This window comes from Promicromonospora aerolata, assembly GCF_042682255.1.
Taxonomy (GTDB): domain Bacteria; phylum Actinomycetota; class Actinomycetes; order Actinomycetales; family Cellulomonadaceae; genus Promicromonospora; species Promicromonospora aerolata.
Genome location: NZ_JBHUHF010000001.1, coordinates 631,095 through 648,758, shown reverse-complemented (window position 1 = coordinate 648,758; position 17,664 = coordinate 631,095). Strand labels below are relative to the sequence as shown.

The following is a 17,664-nucleotide window of genomic DNA, read 5'->3' as shown; positions in this document are numbered from 1 at the left end:
CCATGGAGTCCCCCTTCGACGGCCGCATCGCCGTCATCACCGGCGCCGCCAGCGGCATCGGTTACACCGTCGCCCAGCATCTGGCCGAGCGCGGCGCCCGCATCGTCGGCGTCGACCTCAACGACAGCGTGCTCGACCTTCCCGCCCAGCTCGCCGGCACGGGGCACCTCGGGATCGTCAAGAACCTGACCGCGCCGGATGCCGCGACCGAGACGATCACAGAGACGGTCGCGCGCGTCGGCACGCCGCACATCCTCGTGAACTCCGCCGGGCTCGCGCTCCTCGACCCTGCCGTCGACGTCCCGGCCGACCGCTGGCAGCTGACGCTGGACGTCAACCTCAGCGGCACCTTCTACATGGCGCAGGCCGCCGCACGGGAGATGCTCGAGGCGGGCTACGGCCGCATCGTCAACCTCGCGTCGCAGGCCGCGGTCATCGGGCTCGACCAGCACGCCGCGTACAGCGCGAGCAAGGCCGGCATCATCGGCCTCACCCACGTGCTCTCGCGCGAGTGGGCACGGAGCGGCGTGACCGTCAACGCCGTGTCTCCCACGGTCGTCGAGACCCCCCTCGGCAAGGCGGCCTGGGCCGGCGAGAAGGGAGAGAAGGCCAAGGCGGAGATTCCCGTCGGCCGGTTCGCCCAGCCGGCGGAGGTGGCCGCGCTCGTGGCGTTCCTCGCCGGGGACGACGCCGCCATGATCACCGGCAGCAACTACCTCATCGACGGCGGGTTCACCACCGTCTGACCGTCTCGTGGCCGGCCGCTGGTCGGCCACGAGCGGGTGGCCGCGTCGAGGCAGAAGGGCGGTGTGCCCGCCCTTCTGCCTCGGCCGCCGAGGTCGCTCGCCGCCAGGTGTCAGTGGCCGCCAGGTGTCAGTGGCCGCCCGGTGTCAGTACAGGATGGACGCCTGCTCGCGCGGCCAGGCGAGGGTGGCGTAGATCTGGACCATCGCCGCCTGCTCAAGCAGCTCGGTGTGCTCGTTCCCGGCGTTGAACAGCCCGGTCGCGGGGTCCCGCTCCGCGCGCCACTGGTGGTCGGCGTAGTCCGCCATGGCGTCCCGGTACGTCGTGCCGCCGGTCACGGACTCCAGCAGCAGGAGGTTCTTGAACCAGATGGAGTTGAAGAACATCGGCTGGCCGGCCAGCCGCCCCTCGGTGACGTAGTAGCGGTAGGACGCCGCCGCGACCGCCTCCGCCTTCTCCAGGTAGCGCTCGTCGCCCGTCGCCTCGTACAGCAGGGTGAACGTGCCCAACGGGACGCCCTGGTTGTACGACCACTGCGTACGGTCGATGGACCCGTCGAGCTTGATGTTGTCCCAGTACAGGCCGTTCGGCGCGAGCAGGTGCTCGTCGGTCCACTCCACCATCCGCTGCGCCCAGTCGAGGTAGTGCTGCTCCCCCGTGATCATGAACAGGCGGGTGGCGAGCTGCGCGCCGGGCATCGTGGAGACGGTGTTGCGGTCGCTGCTCCAGTCGGCCTGGGTCCAGAACACGCCGCCGGGCGCCGGGTGCGACGGGTCGGTGTCCCATCCGGAGACCACGAGCTCGAAGATCTCCTCGGCGCGCCTCAGCGCGGCCTCGTCGCCGGTCGCCAGATGCTGCTGCACCTTGGCGAGCGCGACCCACTCGTTGTCGTCGTAGAACATGTCGCCGCCACCGCCGTACGGGGCACGCGGGTACGAGTCGTAGCCGGGCAGCCCGGTGGTGCCGCCCCCGGCATTCCAGAAGTGCTCCTGCCCGCGGGCGACGTCCGCGAGGTCGTCCTCGAACGACCGCCCCAGCGACCCGGGCAGCCCGGTGAGGTCGAGCGTCGCGACGTGCGCCTGGGAGTGCGGCCACTCGAACGAGTAGGCGCGGTCCTCGGCCCCGCTCGGGTACCGCTCGCGATAGAGGCCGGAGCCGTCGCCCGCGGCCATGTACTCCTGCAACGCGTCGTACGACGCGACCGCCCGCTGCACCTGCGCACGCTGCGACGCCGCGGAGGCGCCACCGTTCTGCGCGCCGGCGGGGGCCGCCGCCGCCCCGAGTGCGCAGGCCAGCGCGACGACCGTAGCGGCAACTCTGGTGAACCTCATCGTTCGCTCCCTCGTTCGGTGGTGCGGCCGCCTACCGGTTCGACGGCGGCGGATGTCAGCGCTGTCATTCCGGATCAGTACGCAGCGTCCTGAACGCCGCGGCCAGGCTAGCGACACGGACAGAACCGGTCAACGGTCGTCGACCCCTTGCCGCCCGGCACACGCTGCGGCACCATGCGTGTGTGGCCACCGACACGCTCCCCCGCCTCAGGGCGCGGCAAGAGTGAGAGGGTATGAGTACATCGCCTACGGGGGCCCTGAGGTACTACGACTCACTCAGCGGCCGGATCCGGGGGCAGCACCCGGGGAGCTGGTCGTCGAGGTACGCGCGATCGGGCTGAACCCCGTCGACATCCTGCAACGCCGTGGCGCGTTCCGGTTCACGAGCCCGCTGCGAGTCCCTTTCGTACCAGGGAACGAGTTCGCCGGCACGGTCTCAGCGGTCGGCGCAGACGTCGCCGGTTTCCAGATCGGCGACCGGGTCTTCGCGCGTTCCGACAAGGGCCGGCTCGGAGCTCTCGCCGAACGCGTCGCGATCCGTGCGGAGCTCGTCGCGCACATGCCCCGGACGGCCAGCTTCACGACCGCAGCAGCCGTTCCCCTGGCGGGAACCACCGCGCTCCAGGCTGTCACGCGTGCACTCGCGGTCACCGCGGACGACACCGTACTCATCACCGCCGGCAGCAGCATGGTCGGCATGTTCGCGATCCAGATCGCCGCGGCGACAGGTGCGCACGTGGCCACGACGGCCTCCGCCCGCAACACCGCGGCACTGCGCGCCCTGGGAGCGGCTCGGGTCTTCGACTACCGCCAGCACCCGGACCACGAGATCCCGGGCACGTACACGAAGCTCTTGGACCTCGTGCCCGGCGCAAACCTCCGATCGCTCCTCGGGCGCGTCGAGGCCGGGGGCAGGCTCGTCTCGGTCGCCGCGACGCCGACCCCCGGATCCATCCGCCACGACTACGACATGCCCGCCTGGCGCGGGTTTGCGCTGGACGCCGCCCTGTCCGTCCTCACCGCGCCGATCCGTCGCCGCGCCCGCGGCCGTTCGATCACCTATCAGCGACTCTCCATGCGGCCCGACGGCGCGGACCTGCGGACCCTCGCCGATCTCGTCGACCGCGATGCTCTCGACGTCACGATCGACAGCCACTTCGACTTCACCGACGCACCCGCCGCCTTCGACCGGATCGAAGGTGGGCACGCGCTCGGGAAGGTCGTCATCGAGCTGGAACCGTAGCCAACCCGGCTGGACGTGCGCGGCGGGGACCGGCCAGTTCGGCGCACGACAACGAAGGAGCCACAGAGCCTCTGCTCCGACGTGCTGCTGTCAGCAGATTCAACCGCCCGGCGGTCAGGGCGTCGGTATGGTCTGGACACATGGGAGGACACACATGACGGAGCTGATCTTTGTCCACGGTGCGTTGGTGCGGGACGGGCAGTGGTGGTGGCAGCGGACCGCGGACCTGCTCCAGGAACGCACCGGCCTGCGTAGCCGAGCCGTCGCGCTGCCGTCCTGCGGCGAGACGACGCCGGAACAGGTCGATGGTGGCCTGGTCGCCGACGCGGCAGCGCTACGCGCCGAGCTCGACGACGTGGACGAGGCGATCGTCGTCGGGCATTCCTACGGCGGCACCGTCATCGCCGAGGCCGGTCAGCATCCCGCCATCTCGCACCTGCTCTACGTGTCGTCCTATCTCCCCGACGTCGGACAGTCACAGGCAGCGATCATGAGCGGCGAGAGCGACCCGGTGGCGATCGGCGACAACGGCGACGGCACGCTGAGCGTCACCGGCTACGACGCGACCTCGTTCGGCGAACGGTTCCTCCAGGACGCGGACGAAGCGACCCGACGCGAGGCATGGGCGCGGGTAGCGCCGCAGGCGGCCGCTGCACTGATGACACCGTCCAGCGCTGCCGGCTGGAAGGGGGTCGACTCGACGTACATCGTGTGCGCCCAGGACCGCAGCACGTCGGTCGAGCTGCAGCGGGTCCACGCGGCCCGCGCGACCCGTTCCGTCGAGGTGCCGACCGGGCATCACCCGTTCATCTCGCGTCCCGACGTCGTCGTCGAACAGCTGCAAGCCCTGCTGTAGCCGGTGATCACCTCGCCTGGCTGTGGGCCTCTCCCGCTGCCCCGCGGAGGAACTGGCGCACCGCGGTGTCGGTGAGCTCGTCGAGCCGCTCGGCGGGAACCATGTTCGTACTGACGAGCATGGTGATGCCGTTGACGGTGGCGTAGAGGATGAGCCCGAGCTCTTCCGGCTCGCCGGCTTCGAGAACGTTCTGGGTCTGGCCCTCGCGGATCAGCTCGACGATCGGCTCGAACGCCGCCTCGGCAGCGCGTGCGGTGCTCGGTGCGCCCTGGTGCTTGGTCGAGTTCATCAGCTCCAGCAACGCCGGGTTCTCGGTCGCGAAATGGGCGAACGCCGACACCGCGTGACGCGTGCGCGCTGCGAACCCCTCCCCCGTCTGCTCCACGGCGCGCCGAATGCTCTCACCCAACCGGGTGAACCCGGCTTCCGCCAGCGCGTCGAGCAGCTCCTGCCGGTCGGCGAAGTGTCTGCGTGGAGCCGCATGGCTGACTCCCACCTCCCGGGCCAGATCTCGTAGCGACAGCTGGGCAGCACCGTGCGCGCGCACGCTTCGTTCCGCCGCATCGAGCAGAGCAGCCCGAAGATCCCCGTGGTGGTACCGCCACTGCTCAGACTGATCGTTCATGGCGACACAGTACTCGAGTAAAGTAGTCGTTGACAACAATGTTGTCAGTGGCTACGTTCGTGCCATGGCTTCGACACCACTGACTTCGACGCCCCTGACACGGAAGAGGACGTCCCGCTCATGACCCTGGAATCTGACCGCGCCGAGATCATCGAGCTCTTTGGCCGCTACGCCGACATCGCAGACACGAAGAACTTCGACGAGCTGCCCCGCCTCGTCCACACCGACCCGTTCACCGCCGACTTCCAGTCCGTCGCGGACGTTCCACCCACGGAGACGCCCCTCGACGACTACGCCCAGCTGCTCCGTGGGTCCTTCAATCCGTTCGTCGCGACACACCATGCGATCACCGGCCATGTCGTCGACGTCGACGGCGACAGCGCGCGAGCCCACGCGCACGTGCGTGCGGAGCACTGGGTGCCTGACCGGGTGGCCGGCGGCGGACCGAACCGGTGGCTCGTCGTCGGCTTCTACGACAACGACGTGGTGCGCACCGAGAACGGCTGGCGATTCAGCAGGGTCAAGCTCACCGCCTCCTACCAGGAGAACACCCACCTGCTCGCGCAGGCCTCCTGAGGTCGTTGCGAGCAATGGGGGCGGCCCAGACCGACCAACACCAAAGTCAGCACGTTACAAATGCCCATAGAGACGCTTTGCCACGCAGAATCCCTTCTCGACCCTGACCCCACCATAGAATTCCTGGAGGGCACTGAGCCCTTCACGCATGGATGCCAGGACACGACCAGGGACTGCTTCCGCAAGTTCGCGCATAGCGTCATCAGGGTAGGAGTCCTCGAACTGGCCGACGACGCGCTCGCCGTTACGGACAAGCAACTGCTCAAACGTTACCTGGTTCAGCTCGTCCCGAACCGTGACCGCTTCCCGCGACTCGAGTAGCACGAGAAGTTGCATCGGCTCGCTGAGCTCGATGATCGCGCCACCAAGAACCGCATGACCGAGCGGCGGAGAGGTCGCATACTGCTCACCGGTCAGGAAGAGATTCAGCGTCGGCCATGAATTGCCGAAACCGCACGACAGGCGTTCCGACACGCCGTCTCGCACGGCGGCGAATATCGGTTCCAGGACGTCGATGCCGCCCGTCATTTCGGATCCGCTGACCTCGACAAGGCATAGCTCAGAATTCATCATGCGCGGAACCCCTTCCAGAAGCCACAGCGCCCACTCGGGGAGGTACGACGCGATCGGCCAAGCAGCACCTTCACTTCAGCCACCACTCCCCCACCTGCCCAAAAGGTCATCGAACTCTCTGCGGAGGCGGCCCACTCCTGCCTTGTTCAGGAAGCCGGAGAATTCGGGGTACTGGCGGACCAGGGCAAGCAACTGGTGCGCGGTGACCTGTCGCTCCGTGCGCGCTACGTCTAGTCCTGTCTCCTCACAATAGGCGGCAACCGCTTGATCGCGAGGTATATCCGCTCCCGTCGAGGCAGCGCGGATGAACGCGAAGGAGAGATCCCCGGCCGACGGTCCGACCCGCGCCGACTGCCAGTCCACGAGCATGAACTGCCGATCCGCGGTGAGGACGTTTCCGATATGGCAGTCGCCGTGGACGAACGACACCGGCCTGGAGCACGCAACTTCTTCCAACAGTTCGAGCTCATTGAGGACGGTGCGGATCCGTTCAGCGTCCCCGGGGCCATGCCACAGCCGCTCCGCGAAAGACTGGAGAGCTCCTTGCGGACCGGCGGTCACCGGGCGTCGTCTTCGATGAAGGAAGTCCGGGACCGGATGCACGTCCCGGTGGAGTCGTCCCAGTACCCTCGCGAACGCGCTCCAATCGCCTGCGGCCCACTCGGGGGCGGGCGGCGCGGGATCGTGGCGTGCGAGGGCGATGGCCATCCACGTGGCCGCTCGGTGGTGGGCGACCAGTCGCGGTGTCGGGATCGCATGCACCGGCGCGAGTTCCGTATATACCGCTAGCTCGCGATTGGCCTGGTCACGTGCGGCGTCGGAATCGAGGACGGTCACCTTCACGATCACCGGTTCACCGTCGTCGGTGAAGGCCTGGGTGAGCGTGGATCCCGACATCCCGCCCGCCGGGGTGGCAGCCGTGCCGGCAGCACGCACCCCAAGCGTCCGCAAAACGTGATCTCGCTGAAGGGCATTCATGCCAGCGAGGCTAGAGGGCGCCGAACCTCCCGCGTCATATCAACGACCGAACTTTCTGACCGACGCTCGCTGGACCGGGGTCACGTCGACCGTGGCCGCTGCCCTTGCCGGTAGACCCGCACCAGGAGCGGCAGACTGGTCAGGAGCGCAAGCAGTCTCAGGCCTCCTGCGATCGGATAGCCGGCACGGATGCTGATCTCGTGCGCGACCATGCCGCCGGCGAGAGCTCCGAGAGGGATGAGCCCCCAGCCCAGCAGCCGGTAGACACTGTTGACCCGACCGAGCAGTGTCACTGGTACCAGCTCGTGGCGCAGCGTGACGGTGACGACGTTCCAGATCGCCGTGGCCAGGCCGCTCAGAGCGAGCAGCCCTGCGAGGGTCCCCGCGTCAGGGCTCAGGCCCAGGGCGATGAACGTGGCAGCGTTGAGGGCCAGCGCCACGGCCAGGACAGGGATCTGTCCGAACACGGCGACGAGTCGGCCGGTGAGCAGCCCTCCGAGGATGCTCCCGACGGCTGCCACGGCGAGCAGGACCCCATAACCGGCCGCGGTGACGCCGAGCTCCTGGGTGACCAGCAGGACGAGGGTGACGTTGCCGAGCTGGAAGCAGAACGTGTTGACACCGAGGAGCAGCGCGAGCGTGCGGAGCAGGCGGTGGCCGGCGAGCCAGCGCAGACCTTCCAGGACCGCCCGACGCGTCGGCTGGGCGGTTCCACGTGGCGGCGGTGCGCCGCGCAGCTTCGTCAGCAGCAGCAGGGAGATGACCAGAGCCGCTACGTCTAGCCCGAACGGCAGTGCGATCGCCAGGCCGAACAGGAGGCTCCCGATGGGCGGGCCGATGAAGCTCTGCCCGATCGTCGTCGCCAGGTACTGGCGGGCGTTGGCTCGCGCGAGCAGCTTGCCTTCGACGATCTCCGGCATCACGGACTGGCTCGCGACGCCGAAGACGACCTGGCCGACGCCAAGGAGGAACGCCCCGACCATCAGTGACGCGATCCCCATGACTCCGGTGGCGACCAGGACGGCGAGCGCGGCGACCACGACCGCCTGGAAGACCTGGGAAGCCCGCATCAGGCCGATCCTGCTGTACCGGTCGACGACCGCTCCGGCCGGGAGGGCGAACAGCAACCACGGCACGAAGGACGCTGCGGCCACCATGGAGATGAGGCGAGGATCGATGGTGAGCGTCACCGCGAGCAACGGCAGTGCCGTGACCAACGCGCCGGTGCCGACATTGTCGATCGCTCCCGCCCACCACAACCGCCAATAGCGCGCGGGCAGCCTGTCCGGTGTCGATGCCATGCCCCGCAGCCTGCGAACACACCGGGCAGCGCACCATGATTGAGCCCTGCGCTACATCATGGGTCCGGGATCATGGAGACATGGCACTGAGCATCGAGATCAGCACGGCCGATCTCGCGGGCACGAGGTTTGCCGTGTCTCCGCTGGCCGAGACGATCTCTGGGCTGCAGCAGCTGGCACAGCCGGCCCCGTCCTCCCGGGTCAAGAGGTGGGCCGCATGGGCCCGCGAAGAGCTTGCGCACCAGCCGCTGCGGCTTGCTGCGGCATGGCCACTCCTGGTCAACGGCCGACCCTCCTGGCCTCAGTTCCTGCTGCCTGCGCCGGCCACCACACGAACCAGCATCGATGACGACCTGGAGGCGATGCTGCAGACCACACCGCGGGACGTGATCGAGAACCTGCAGCGCGTCTTCGGACCCGATCTGCCACCTGCGGCCCGGGAGCTGGCCGACGCACCGGGTGAACGGCTCGCGGTGGTGGCCGCGGAGCTCCGCGCGGCACACGACCGCCTGGTCCGTCCGCACTGGGCGCGGATTCAGGCACTGCTGGAGACCGACATCGCCCATCGCGCGGCACGGCTCACCTCCGGCGGAGCGGCACGGCTGTTCGCCGACCTGCACCGGGACGTCGTCTGGTCGGACGACCACCTCACCGTCCTGACCGACCAGCGCGACGCTGCGGCCGCGCGTGGAGGTCTCGTCCTGCTTCCCGTGGCGCTCGGAGCCGATCGGGTCATCGTCAAACGCAACACCACCACCTGGACAACTCTGCGCTATCCCTGCCGTGGGATCGCGGCCCTCGATGGTGTGGTCTACCAGCTGCCCGCACCCGACAACACGATCCAGCTCCTCGGCCGGAGCAAGGCCACCCTGCTCCGAGCCCTGACCTCACCTGCCACCACCACCGACCTCGCCCGGGAACTGGGCACGACCGCCAGCGCCGTCGCCCAACACCTCACCGTCCTACGCGCCAACGGGCTCGTGGACCGCCGGCGACACGGCCGGCGCGTCATCTACACCACCGCCCCACTTGGCCGGGCCCTCCTCGACGTCGGAGGCCGCGACACCAACGCGCCGCGAGCCGCTCCTGAAGAAGTGTCCGACGGGCTGGACTAGTCTCGGCGGAGCGGCCTGCCAGCCAGCGGTTCTTCCCCGGGGAAACTGGAGCAATTCGCCATGAGGTACACCGTCTCGATCGAGCTCGCCCTCCCGCGGGAGAGGGTGGTCCAGCTGCTCGCCGACCCCACGCACCTGCCGAAGTGGCTGCGCGGCGTGGTGCTGCACGAGCCGCTGAACGGCATGCACGGGCAGGTCGGCACGAGGTCGCGCGTCGTGATGCAGATGGGGCAGCAGCAGATGGAGGCCATCGAGACCATCACGCGCCGGGAACCGGCCGACCTGCACGGGATCCCGAGTGACAGCGTCGTTCACTTCGACCGCGAGATCGTCGCCGAGGGGATGTGGAACGCCGCGCGCGAGCGGCTGACCGAAGCCGGCCCGGAGAGGACGCTCTGGGTGAGCGAGAACGAGTTCCGGTTCAGCAGCGTGCCGATGCGGTTGATGGCCCCCTTCATGGGCGGCGCCTTCCGCAAGCAGTCGCGACAGCACATGCAGGACTTCAAGGCGTTCGCCGAGCAGGGAACGGACGTGCGGGAGGCGAAGGACTGACGATGTGCCGTCGGCCTCTGCTGACCAGCGTGATCGCGGAGACGATATGAGCACGCGCGGCGGGCTCCTGCGCCGTTGTCTGGCGCAAGCCGGTCTCGCGGAGGGAGCTAATCGCGCAACAGCTCCCGGAGGGCGGCGTCGGAGGCCGCCTGGGCAGCACGGTCATAGGTGGAGCTGAACGCCAAGATCTCCTCCGCCCCTGTGGCATCGGCCAGCCGGTCGAGGTGGCTGCGCACCGTTGCGGGAGAGCCGACGGCGCCCTGCGCGAGATGCGCCTCGACCCGGTCGCGCAGCTGATTGGTCCAGCTCTGGGCACGGATCGTCGTGACCGGCTCGAGCGGGCCGAACTCGCCCGTCTGCCGGGACCGGGCCATCGCCCACGCTTCCGGCAGGGCCAGGTCGCGTGCCTCGGCGTCCGTGTCCGCCACCAGGACGTCGAGCGAGACCGTCACCGCCGGTTCCGGTGCGCGACGTGAGGGCCGGAACTCGTCTCGGTACGCTGCGAGTGCGTCCCGCAGCGCAGGGCTGCCGAGCACGGGCCCGCCGATCACCACCGGCAGGCCCAGCCTGGCCGCGACGGCGAGGCCCCGCCCGGTGGCGAGCACGAAGAGCGGGATCGTGCGGGCGGCGACCGGCCTGGCGGTGACCGCCGCGGTGCCGTCGAGATGATCACGTAGCTCCTCGATGTCCTCCGGGAACGTGTCCGGGGCGTCCGGTCCACGCCTGAGCGCCCGGCGCACCGGCGCCGTGAAGCCGAGGGTGCGCCCTATCCCGAGATCCACCCGGTCCGGATACAGGGCATCCAGCATCAGGAACTGTTCGGCGACGACCAGCGGCTGGTGATGGGGCAGCATCACCCCGCCCGACCCGATCCTGATGGTGTGGGTGTGGGCGCCGAGCGCACCGAGCAGCACCGGTGGCGACGCCGAGGCGATCCCCGGCACGGCGTGGTGCTCGGCGACCCAGAAGCGGTAGTAGCCAAGGCGCTCCGCCGCGACTGCCCGCTCGACCGTGTGGGCCAGCGCGGCGCTCTCGGGGTACCCCGTTCGAGTGCGGGAACGGTCAAGCAGGGAGAGTCTCACACGAAGCCTCAACCGCGACGGTGCCCCGGCGCTTCCCGAAACCCCTGATCGGAGCCTGTGGGACGCTGGCGTCCACCGCCCGGGGGCACTACGCTCGGCGGCCGCCCAGCGGGACTCAGCGCCGGAACGACGCGCCGGGCGGCGGGGCGCCCGGCGCATAGAACCAGCCGTGGAACGCCGTGCGAGCAGGCTGCGGGAGCAGCCGGGAGACCGCGACCAGCGCCTTGGCCTGCAGACCGGTAGCGACCTCTGCCCGGCCGTCCAGCAGTGCGTCGACGGCCAGCCGAGCCACCCGCGCGGGGCTGGCCTTCGGTGCCCGCCCGATGTGGGTGCGTTCCATCTTGGCGGCGCGGAAGAACGGGGTCCGGGTTCCCGAGGGCAGGACCGTCGTGACGCTCACGCCGGTCCCGGCGAGCTCGCCGCGCAGCGACCAGGCGAACGAGCGGAGGAACGCCTTCGACGCGGCGTACGTCCCGAAGAGCGGGGCGGGCATCGTCGCGGCGATCGAGGAGACGACGACGATCCGCCCCGTTCCGGCCCCGACCAGGTCGGGGACGACGAGGTGCGCGAGGTGCACCACCGAGCGGACGTTGAGGTCGACGAGCCGCAGCTCGTCCTGCAGGGGTGTGTACCGGAAGGGTCCGTGGACGCCGACGCCGGCATTGAGCACGAACGTTCGCACCCCGAGCTCCCCGGCGCGGGCGGCAGCCTCTTCGACGCCGTCGGGCAGCGCGAGGTCGACCTGAAGACCCGTCACGCGGGCGTCCGTGTGCTCGCGCAGCCGGCGCACGGCCTCGTCCACACCTCGCTCCGCCACGACCAGCACGTCGTGGCCCCGCTGGCCGAGCTCTCGGGCCATCGCGAACCCGATTCCGCTGGACGCCCCGGTGATGAGCGCGACGTGCTCGGCCATCGGGCGCTCCTCCTGTCGGCTCGCTCGCCGTCGCGAAGCTGTCTTCCGACCCTAGGCATGTTCCGCACCGCACGCACTCGGCCAGGCCGAGCGGTAGCCGTTGCCAGTTCCCGGCACTTCGTTACCGTGAGGGGATGGTGACCGTCACGCGGGCAGCGCGATCCACCCCCGGCGCGGTCCTGGGCGTGCTTGCCGACGGCTGGTCGTACTCGAGCTGGGTGGTCGGCACGGCCCGCATCCGGGCGGTCGACGCGACGTGGCCGGAGCCAGGTGCGCGAATCCTCCACTCCGTGGGCCTGTGGCCCGCGCTTCTCGACGACTCGACTGTGGTCCGCGCATGGGACCCGGAGCGCTCGATCGAGCTGCAGGCCAGGGGCTGGCCCGCGGGCGAGGCGCGGGTACTGATCGAGGTCGAACCGGAGCACGCGGGCAGCGGATGCAGGATCCGTGTCACCGAGGACGCGGACAAGGGGCCCGGCACGGCCGTGCCCCGACCGGTGCGCAGCGCGCTGATCGGCCCGCGGAACGTCGAGACGCTGCGGCGGCTCATCCTCCTCGCCGAGCGCAGGGCACCCGAGCAGCGCTCGCGCTGACCGCAACGAGCAGTGCGCGAGGTGCGACACCACGCGCGGTCATGTGTCGCGCAGCAACCGCCCCCAGGCACTGCGCACGAGGGTCCGCGGGAGCCTCCCCCACGGGCTCGACGCGGCGAGCGCGACGCGCGCCGCGTTCCAACCGCACGCGCCGTGCACGCCACCGCCCGGATGGGCCGACGCGCTCGCGAGGTACAGCCGTTCGACCGGCGTCTCGGGGCGACCGAGCCCAGGCATCGGCCGGAAGACCAGCTCCTGGTGGATCCCTGAGGTCCCGCCGTTGACCGCGCCACCCACCAGGTTCGCGTCCGCCGCCTCGAGATCCGCCGGGCTCTGGACGGACCGGCCCACCACCGTGTCCTGGAAGCCCGGGGCCACCCGGTCGAGGGCTTGCTCCATGCGGTGCGCCTGGCCGGCGACGGCGTCCGCCGTCCAGTCGACGCCGTGCGGCACGTGCGCATAGGCCCATGCCGACTCCGTACCGCTGGGGGAACGCGTCGGGTCCGACGTAGTCATCTGGCCGAGGACGAGGAAAGGCCGCTCCGGAGCCTCGCCCTTGGACAGGGCGGCAGCGACGTCGACGAAGCCCCGTCGTCCGACGCCGAGATGGACCGTCCCGGCTCCCCGCGCGTGCTCGGCGGTCCACGCCAGGGGGCGGTCGAGCGCCCAGTTGACCTTGAACGTCGGATGGTCCCACTGGAACCGGTCCAGGTCGCGCACGAGCCGGGGCGGCAACCGCGCCGTCCCGACGAGGTCGCGGTACAGGGCCGGGGCACTCACGTCGGCGAGCACCGCGTGCCGGGCACGGACGAGCGTGCCGTGCTCGGTCCGGACACCGACCGCCCGGTTGCCCGCCACGAGGACCCGCTCGACCCGCGCCCCGGTGACGATCTCGCCACCGCCCGCCCGCACCCGTGCGGCGAGGGCGTCACCGAGCGCCCCGGCCCCACCGACCGGCACGGGGAAGCCGACGTCCTGGCCGAGCATCGCGAGCAGCCAGCCGAACAGGCCGCTGCCCGCCGCGTCCGGCGGGACGTCCGAGTGCATCGCGTTGCCGGTGAGCAGCAGCCCGCCGCCCTCGCCGCGGAACGTCTCGTCCGCGAGCCGGCGCACGGGCAGCACCGCGAGGCGACCGAGATCGAGCGCTCCGCCGGCTCCCAGCCGGCGGAGCAGCCGCAGTGCCGGGCGGGCCGCGGGCAGCGGGCTGAAGAGCGCGTCGAGCAGCGGGTCGCGCACACGCTTCCAGCCGGCGAACAGCCGGAGCCACGCGTCGCCGTCGCCCGGAGACTGCCGCTCGAGACCGGCGGCCGTGTCCTCGGGTTCGGAGTGCAGCACGGTGGCCTGACCGTCGTCGAGCACATGGGCGAGGACCGACGGAGCGCGTGACCACGTGAGCCCGTGCTCCTCCAGGTGCAGGCCCTGGATCACGGGCGAACCGGCCGCGAGCGGATAGAACGCACTGAACAGGTCCGTGCGGAACCCCGGCGCCACCGTCTCGGCGGTGCGGACAGCGCCACCGATGGTGTCTTGCGCCTCGAGCACGAGGACGTCCCAGCCCGCGTCGACGAGCGCGTTCGCGGCGACCAGCCCGTTGGGACCGGCACCGACGACCACGGCGTCGACGGTCCTCACCACTGTCATCCACCCCTCCGGTCGGCTCGCGCCCAGCGTGCCCAGGATCGACGGCGGTCGCCAGTGCTGCCGGTCGTCGCCTCCCACACCGGCCGCGTCGGCCTGCGTGCCCATGCTGTCCGTGCACTACTTGACTGTGGGCCCGTTGACTGTGAGCCCATGCGCCGCCGACACGTGCCCGACGAAGGGAAGCAGCCGAATGACGTTCTGGATCTGCCGGAGATGTGGGGTGGAGCACGAGTCCCGGCCGAGCGTGTGCGCCATCTGCGCCGACGAACGCGAGCTGGTGCCGGCGGACGGGCAGCACTGGACCACCCTGGAAGAGCTCGCCACCGACGGACAACGCATCACGGTCCACGAGCTGGAACCCGACCTGTTCGGCCTACGCACCGTGCCCGACGTCGGCATCGGACCCACCGCCAAGATCGTCCGCACCACCGCCGGAAACCTCATGTTCGACGTCCCCAGCTACCTCGACGACAACGCCGTCACCGCCGTCCAGGACCTCGGCGGCCTCGCCTACATCGTCGCCAGCCACCCCCACATGTACGGCGTCCAGGTCGAATGGAGCCACCGACTCGGCGGCATCCCCATCCTCATCAGCGAAGCCGACACCACATGGCTCGCCCGCCCCGACCACACCATCGAAGCCTGGAAGGGCGACCGCGAGATCCTGCCCGGCATCACCCTGAGCCAACCCGGCGGACACTTCCCCGGCTCCGCCGTCGCCCACTGGTCCGCCGGCGCCTCCAGCAAAGGCGTACTGCTCAGCGGCGACACCATCTTCGCCAACCCCGACCGCACCTCCGTGTCCTTCATGCGCAGCTACCCCAACCGGATCCCACTGTCCGGACCAGTGGTCCAACGCATCGCCCACCACGTCAGCCGATTCCAGTTCGACCGGCTCTACAACAACTTCGACGGCATCATCCCCACCAACGCCCGCGACATCGTGCTGCGGTCCGCAGAACGGCACGCCGCCTGGACACGCGGCGACTTCGACCACCTCACCTAGTCGACGTGCCGGCCGCGATGACGAGGGCGCAAGGTGAAGTTCACCCGCTGGCCGGACCGATGTCGGGTCGGCGTCGACCGGGCGGGCGAGGATTCCCCCGGATGTTCCCAACCGAGAGGGAGATCAGCGTGTCCGAGATCAGCGTGACCCAGCAGAAGAGCACCGTGTCCCACCTGGTCAGGATGCTCGTCGTCCTGACCACCATGGTCGGCATCGCCGCCGGCGGCATCTCCGTCGCACCTGCGGCCGAGGCGAACGTCTACGACTCGTGCACGCACAGCGGCTGTGCGGAGGCGTACTCGTCGAACTCGACCTGGAGCTCCAAGGGCTACCCGCGCACGCGCGGCTGGTACAGCTGGCCGAACGGCCAGTGCAACTTCGCGGGCGGCACGTTCCACAACTACGAGGGCGAGCTCCCGGCGGGGCACTCCTACCTCGAGTTCGACGTCACTCCGCGTGCCTGCGGTGCCGCTCGGCAGTCCTACCGGCTCGTCCTGGACCGCACCACCGGCGTGGTCTACTTCTCGCCCAACCACTACGGCGACTTCTACCGGATGTGACCCGGCCCGTGCGCTGCGTCCCGCCCCGTCCACGGCGCGACGCAGCGCGCGGCCCGGCCCCGAGCGGGACGGATAGCCTCGAACCATGACCCGTGACCTCCCCGTGCTCATCGTCGACGGAACGCGGTTCAGCGACTTCGACGGCTTCGCCCGCGAGTTCTCCCGCCTCCTGAGCGGGTACACCTGGCAAGGAAACCTGGACGCCCTCAACGACGTGCTCCGCGGGGGGTACGGGACCCCCGCGGACGGCTGGGTCCTGAGGTGGGTCGGCTCGGAAGCGTCCCGGGCGGCGCTCGGCCACCCGGAGACGGCCCGGCGCCTGGAGCGGATCCTCCCCCGCGTCGACCCGTCGAACCGGGCAACCGTCGAGGCCCGGCTCGACGAAGCACGCCGCGGCGAGGGCCCGACGTTGTTCGACGAGATCGTTGCCATCATCCGCGAGCACGGCCCCGGCGGCCGGGAGGCGGCGGACGGGATCCGGCTGGAGCTGAGCTGAGGGCACACTGACGGTCGGGTGCAGGGAGCCATTGCGGGATGCGGGTGCTGGCGCCGAACCGCAAGATCCACGTCCGTCGAACTCGCCACCAGCGCCGAACCGCACGTTGAACACCGTCCGGTGTGCCGATCCGCAGCGAACACGTCCACCGGCACCTGTATCGACTCGAAGGTTGCGGCTCGGCCCCTCACACCACGACTACCTTGCGGTTCGGCGCGGGCTGGCGGGCAGACAGACTCGGAACTTGCGGCTCGGCGGCCGCGGCCCACCTGCTGGACGTGGATCTTGCGGTTCGGCGCCAGCCGACCGACCCCCGGGACGTGGATCTTGCGGTTCGGCGCTGGCGAGCGTCCTACGCGGTCTCGGCGCTTGCGATCCAGCGGCGGACCGAGTTCCGACGGACTCTCAACGTGCGGTTCGGTACCCGGCCAAGCTCGCCGAGTCCCGAGTACCGAGTACCGAGTACCGAGTCCCGAGCTCGGATCGGGCCCGGTCCCTGGTCAGCCGTCCGAACCGGGCGGGGTGGGCGCCGCGGCACGCTCACGCCTCTCGGCGACGCTCCGGGCCTGCCCGTCGTGTATGTCGCTCACCCATTCCCAGCCCGGCTGGGCCGACGGGCCGATGCGCGGGTCAGCAGGCGCCCGGCCGTCACGCAGTGCATGGACGTACGCGCGGTCCTGGTCGATCCGGGCGCGTACCTGGCCGGCTCGGCCGACGGACCCGTGCCCGGGGACCACGACGTCGGCTGCGCCGGCCACGTCCTCCAGCACCCGCAACCCCACGAGGTACTCCTCGACGGGGTCGTTGGTGTCGCTGAAGGTGTCGAGCATCGGGACGAAGACGTCGGAGAGCATGTCGCCGGCTACGAGGACCCCGTGTTCCTCGATCAGGAGTGCCGCGTGACCCGGAGCGTGCGCCGGGTGCTCGAGGACCCGGATCCGCGGCCCGTCCCAGGGAATCTGCGCGGCCCCGGCGGGCAGACCGGTGACGAGGCCGAACAGGTCCAGCGGGACCTCGTCGGCGATCTCCGGTGGCAGCCCCTCGGCGGCGCGGGCCCGCCAGTCGGCGGCGGACCGCAGGTCCCGCAGCGACCTCGCGCAGTCGGCCGTGCCGTACCGCGGCGCCCCGCCGAGGTCCGCGTGCCAGAGCACGTGGTCCCAGTCGGGATGGGTCGCGAAACCTGCCACGACGGGCTGGTTCAGCTCGCGAAGGTCGCTCGCGAGGCAGCTCATCTCGCTGCCCGTGATGCCGGGGTCGACGAGCAGGACGCCGGCCCGGCCACGCACGACGACGGTGTTGTTGCGGAGCAGCGGGCTCTGATGGACCAGCACACCCTCGGCGACCTGGGTCAACATCTGTGGCTCCCGTTGTCCATGTGGTTCTCGACGGCCCCCCGCCGCCTGGGCACGGGAGGCCGGGCTCGTCGGCGACCGACGATCGACCACGTGACGCCTGCAGCGCACGTGCTCACCCGGCACT

At 70.3% G+C, this 17,664-nt stretch carries 19 protein-coding genes; 10 read left to right on the top strand and 9 right to left on the bottom strand.

Annotated features, from left to right (window positions below; genetic code table 11):
• Positions 1-2: 2 nt before the first annotated feature.
• Positions 3-746 (top strand): GolD/DthD family dehydrogenase, encoded by a 744-nt coding sequence (locus ACFSL2_RS02860; RefSeq protein WP_377196383.1) that lies wholly within the window; start codon positions 3-5, stop codon positions 744-746.
• Positions 747-890: 144 nt separating this feature from the next.
• Here the strand turns inward: ACFSL2_RS02860 and ACFSL2_RS02855 are convergent, their stop codons facing one another.
• Positions 891-2,075, bottom strand: coding sequence for a glycoside hydrolase family 76 protein (locus ACFSL2_RS02855; RefSeq protein ID WP_377196382.1), 1,185 nt, complete (start codon positions 2,073-2,075; stop codon positions 891-893).
• Between the two features lie 223 nt (positions 2,076-2,298).
• Here ACFSL2_RS02855 and ACFSL2_RS02850 point away from each other — a divergent pair, with 223 nt between their 5' ends.
• Together ACFSL2_RS02850 and ACFSL2_RS02845 are read left to right on the top strand one after the other, a co-directional pair.
• The gene (locus ACFSL2_RS02850) at positions 2,299-3,318 is read left to right on the top strand and encodes an NADP-dependent oxidoreductase (protein ID WP_377196381.1); all 1,020 of its coding nucleotides are present in this window, start codon (positions 2,299-2,301) and stop codon (positions 3,316-3,318) included.
• A 154-nt stretch (positions 3,319-3,472) separates the two neighbouring features.
• Positions 3,473-4,174: an alpha/beta hydrolase gene (locus ACFSL2_RS02845; RefSeq protein WP_377196380.1), complete on the top strand. Its 702-nt coding sequence runs from the start codon at positions 3,473-3,475 to the stop codon at positions 4,172-4,174.
• A gap of 7 nt (positions 4,175-4,181) precedes the next feature.
• Here the strand turns inward: ACFSL2_RS02845 and ACFSL2_RS02840 are convergent, their stop codons facing one another.
• Positions 4,182-4,799 (bottom strand): TetR/AcrR family transcriptional regulator, encoded by a 618-nt coding sequence (locus ACFSL2_RS02840; RefSeq protein WP_377196379.1) that lies wholly within the window; start codon positions 4,797-4,799, stop codon positions 4,182-4,184.
• A gap of 120 nt (positions 4,800-4,919) precedes the next feature.
• Between ACFSL2_RS02840 and ACFSL2_RS02835 the strand changes: the two genes are divergently transcribed.
• Complete coding sequence (locus tag ACFSL2_RS02835; protein WP_377196378.1) at positions 4,920-5,375, top strand: nuclear transport factor 2 family protein; 456 nt, start codon at positions 4,920-4,922, stop codon at positions 5,373-5,375.
• Positions 5,376-5,429: 54 nt separating this feature from the next.
• Here ACFSL2_RS02835 and ACFSL2_RS02830 read toward each other — a convergent pair whose 3' ends face one another.
• The 3 genes from ACFSL2_RS02830 to ACFSL2_RS02820 all read right to left on the bottom strand — a co-directional run bounded on the left by ACFSL2_RS02830 (position 5,430) and on the right by ACFSL2_RS02820 (position 8,227).
• Complete coding sequence (locus ACFSL2_RS02830) at positions 5,430-5,948, bottom strand: DUF1877 family protein (RefSeq protein ID WP_377196377.1); 519 nt, start codon at positions 5,946-5,948, stop codon at positions 5,430-5,432.
• Between the two features lie 75 nt (positions 5,949-6,023).
• The gene (locus tag ACFSL2_RS02825; RefSeq protein ID WP_377196376.1) at positions 6,024-6,926 is read right to left on the bottom strand and encodes a phosphotransferase family protein; all 903 of its coding nucleotides are present in this window, start codon (positions 6,924-6,926) and stop codon (positions 6,024-6,026) included.
• Between the two features lie 80 nt (positions 6,927-7,006).
• Entirely contained in the window at positions 7,007-8,227 is a 1,221-nt protein-coding gene (locus ACFSL2_RS02820) for an MFS transporter (RefSeq protein ID WP_377196375.1), read from the bottom strand.
• An 80-nt stretch (positions 8,228-8,307) separates the two neighbouring features.
• On the opposite strand from ACFSL2_RS02820, the gene ACFSL2_RS02815 reads away from it, so the two are divergent.
• Both ACFSL2_RS02815 and ACFSL2_RS02810 read left to right on the top strand, forming a co-directional pair.
• Positions 8,308-9,342, top strand: a complete 1,035-nt coding sequence (locus tag ACFSL2_RS02815; protein WP_377196374.1) for an ArsR/SmtB family transcription factor — start codon at positions 8,308-8,310, stop codon at positions 9,340-9,342.
• Between the two features lie 60 nt (positions 9,343-9,402).
• Positions 9,403-9,894 carry an SRPBCC family protein gene (locus tag ACFSL2_RS02810; protein WP_377196373.1) on the top strand — a complete coding sequence of 164 codons (492 nt, stop codon included), beginning with the start codon at positions 9,403-9,405 and terminating at the stop codon, positions 9,892-9,894.
• 107 nt (positions 9,895-10,001) lie between these two features.
• On the opposite strand, the gene ACFSL2_RS02805 is transcribed toward ACFSL2_RS02810, so the two are convergent.
• Both ACFSL2_RS02805 and ACFSL2_RS02800 read right to left on the bottom strand, forming a co-directional pair.
• On the bottom strand, positions 10,002-10,976 hold the full coding sequence (locus tag ACFSL2_RS02805; protein WP_377196372.1) for an LLM class flavin-dependent oxidoreductase: 975 nt from the start codon (positions 10,974-10,976) through the stop codon (positions 10,002-10,004).
• 115 nt (positions 10,977-11,091) lie between these two features.
• Entirely contained in the window at positions 11,092-11,889 is a 798-nt protein-coding gene (locus ACFSL2_RS02800) for an SDR family NAD(P)-dependent oxidoreductase (protein WP_377196371.1), read from the bottom strand.
• A gap of 134 nt (positions 11,890-12,023) precedes the next feature.
• On the opposite strand from ACFSL2_RS02800, the gene ACFSL2_RS02795 reads away from it, so the two are divergent.
• Positions 12,024-12,482 carry an SRPBCC family protein gene (locus tag ACFSL2_RS02795; protein WP_377196370.1) on the top strand — a complete coding sequence of 153 codons (459 nt, stop codon included), beginning with the start codon at positions 12,024-12,026 and terminating at the stop codon, positions 12,480-12,482.
• Between the two features lie 39 nt (positions 12,483-12,521).
• Here the strand turns inward: ACFSL2_RS02795 and ACFSL2_RS02790 are convergent, their stop codons facing one another.
• Positions 12,522-14,228: a phytoene desaturase family protein gene (locus tag ACFSL2_RS02790; protein WP_377196369.1), complete on the bottom strand. Its 1,707-nt coding sequence runs from the start codon at positions 14,226-14,228 to the stop codon at positions 12,522-12,524.
• Positions 14,229-14,313: 85 nt separating this feature from the next.
• Between ACFSL2_RS02790 and ACFSL2_RS02785 the strand changes: the two genes are divergently transcribed.
• The 3 genes from ACFSL2_RS02785 to ACFSL2_RS02775 all read left to right on the top strand — a co-directional run bounded on the left by ACFSL2_RS02785 (position 14,314) and on the right by ACFSL2_RS02775 (position 16,185).
• On the top strand, positions 14,314-15,129 hold the full coding sequence (locus tag ACFSL2_RS02785) for a hydrolase (RefSeq protein ID WP_377196368.1): 816 nt from the start codon (positions 14,314-14,316) through the stop codon (positions 15,127-15,129).
• 128 nt (positions 15,130-15,257) lie between these two features.
• Positions 15,258-15,689, top strand: a complete 432-nt coding sequence (locus ACFSL2_RS02780; protein WP_377196367.1) for a ribonuclease domain-containing protein — start codon at positions 15,258-15,260, stop codon at positions 15,687-15,689.
• A gap of 85 nt (positions 15,690-15,774) precedes the next feature.
• Entirely contained in the window at positions 15,775-16,185 is a 411-nt protein-coding gene (locus ACFSL2_RS02775) for a barstar family protein (protein WP_377196366.1), read from the top strand.
• A 500-nt stretch (positions 16,186-16,685) separates the two neighbouring features.
• Here ACFSL2_RS02775 and ACFSL2_RS02770 read toward each other — a convergent pair whose 3' ends face one another.
• On the bottom strand, positions 16,686-17,540 hold the full coding sequence (locus tag ACFSL2_RS02770) for an MBL fold metallo-hydrolase (protein WP_377196365.1): 855 nt from the start codon (positions 17,538-17,540) through the stop codon (positions 16,686-16,688).
• Between the last annotated feature and the right edge of the window lie 124 nt (positions 17,541-17,664).

Bases quoted from the DNA above. Each gene is read 5' to 3' on its own strand.
- ACFSL2_RS02860 (WP_377196383.1), top strand. From the start codon at position 3: ATGGAGTCCCCCTTCGACGGCCGCATCGCCGTCATCACCGGCGCCGCC.
- ACFSL2_RS02855 (WP_377196382.1), bottom strand. From the start codon at position 2,075: ATGAGGTTCACCAGAGTTGCCGCTACGGTCGTCGCGCTGGCCTGCGCA.
- ACFSL2_RS02845 (WP_377196380.1), top strand. From the start codon at position 3,473: ATGACGGAGCTGATCTTTGTCCACGGTGCGTTGGTGCGGGACGGGCAG.
- ACFSL2_RS02840 (WP_377196379.1), bottom strand. From the start codon at position 4,799: ATGAACGATCAGTCTGAGCAGTGGCGGTACCACCACGGGGATCTTCGG.
- ACFSL2_RS02835 (WP_377196378.1), top strand. From the start codon at position 4,920: ATGACCCTGGAATCTGACCGCGCCGAGATCATCGAGCTCTTTGGCCGC.
- ACFSL2_RS02830 (WP_377196377.1), bottom strand. From the start codon at position 5,948: ATGATGAATTCTGAGCTATGCCTTGTCGAGGTCAGCGGATCCGAAATG.
- ACFSL2_RS02825 (WP_377196376.1), bottom strand. From the start codon at position 6,926: ATGAATGCCCTTCAGCGAGATCACGTTTTGCGGACGCTTGGGGTGCGT.
- ACFSL2_RS02820 (WP_377196375.1), bottom strand. From the start codon at position 8,227: ATGGCATCGACACCGGACAGGCTGCCCGCGCGCTATTGGCGGTTGTGG.
- ACFSL2_RS02815 (WP_377196374.1), top strand. From the start codon at position 8,308: ATGGCACTGAGCATCGAGATCAGCACGGCCGATCTCGCGGGCACGAGG.
- ACFSL2_RS02810 (WP_377196373.1), top strand. From the start codon at position 9,403: ATGAGGTACACCGTCTCGATCGAGCTCGCCCTCCCGCGGGAGAGGGTG.
- ACFSL2_RS02800 (WP_377196371.1), bottom strand. From the start codon at position 11,889: ATGGCCGAGCACGTCGCGCTCATCACCGGGGCGTCCAGCGGAATCGGG.
- ACFSL2_RS02795 (WP_377196370.1), top strand. From the start codon at position 12,024: ATGGTGACCGTCACGCGGGCAGCGCGATCCACCCCCGGCGCGGTCCTG.
- ACFSL2_RS02790 (WP_377196369.1), bottom strand. From the start codon at position 14,228: ATGGGCACGCAGGCCGACGCGGCCGGTGTGGGAGGCGACGACCGGCAG.
- ACFSL2_RS02785 (WP_377196368.1), top strand. From the start codon at position 14,314: ATGACGTTCTGGATCTGCCGGAGATGTGGGGTGGAGCACGAGTCCCGG.
- ACFSL2_RS02775 (WP_377196366.1), top strand. From the start codon at position 15,775: ATGACCCGTGACCTCCCCGTGCTCATCGTCGACGGAACGCGGTTCAGC.
- ACFSL2_RS02770 (WP_377196365.1), bottom strand. From the start codon at position 17,540: ATGTTGACCCAGGTCGCCGAGGGTGTGCTGGTCCATCAGAGCCCGCTG.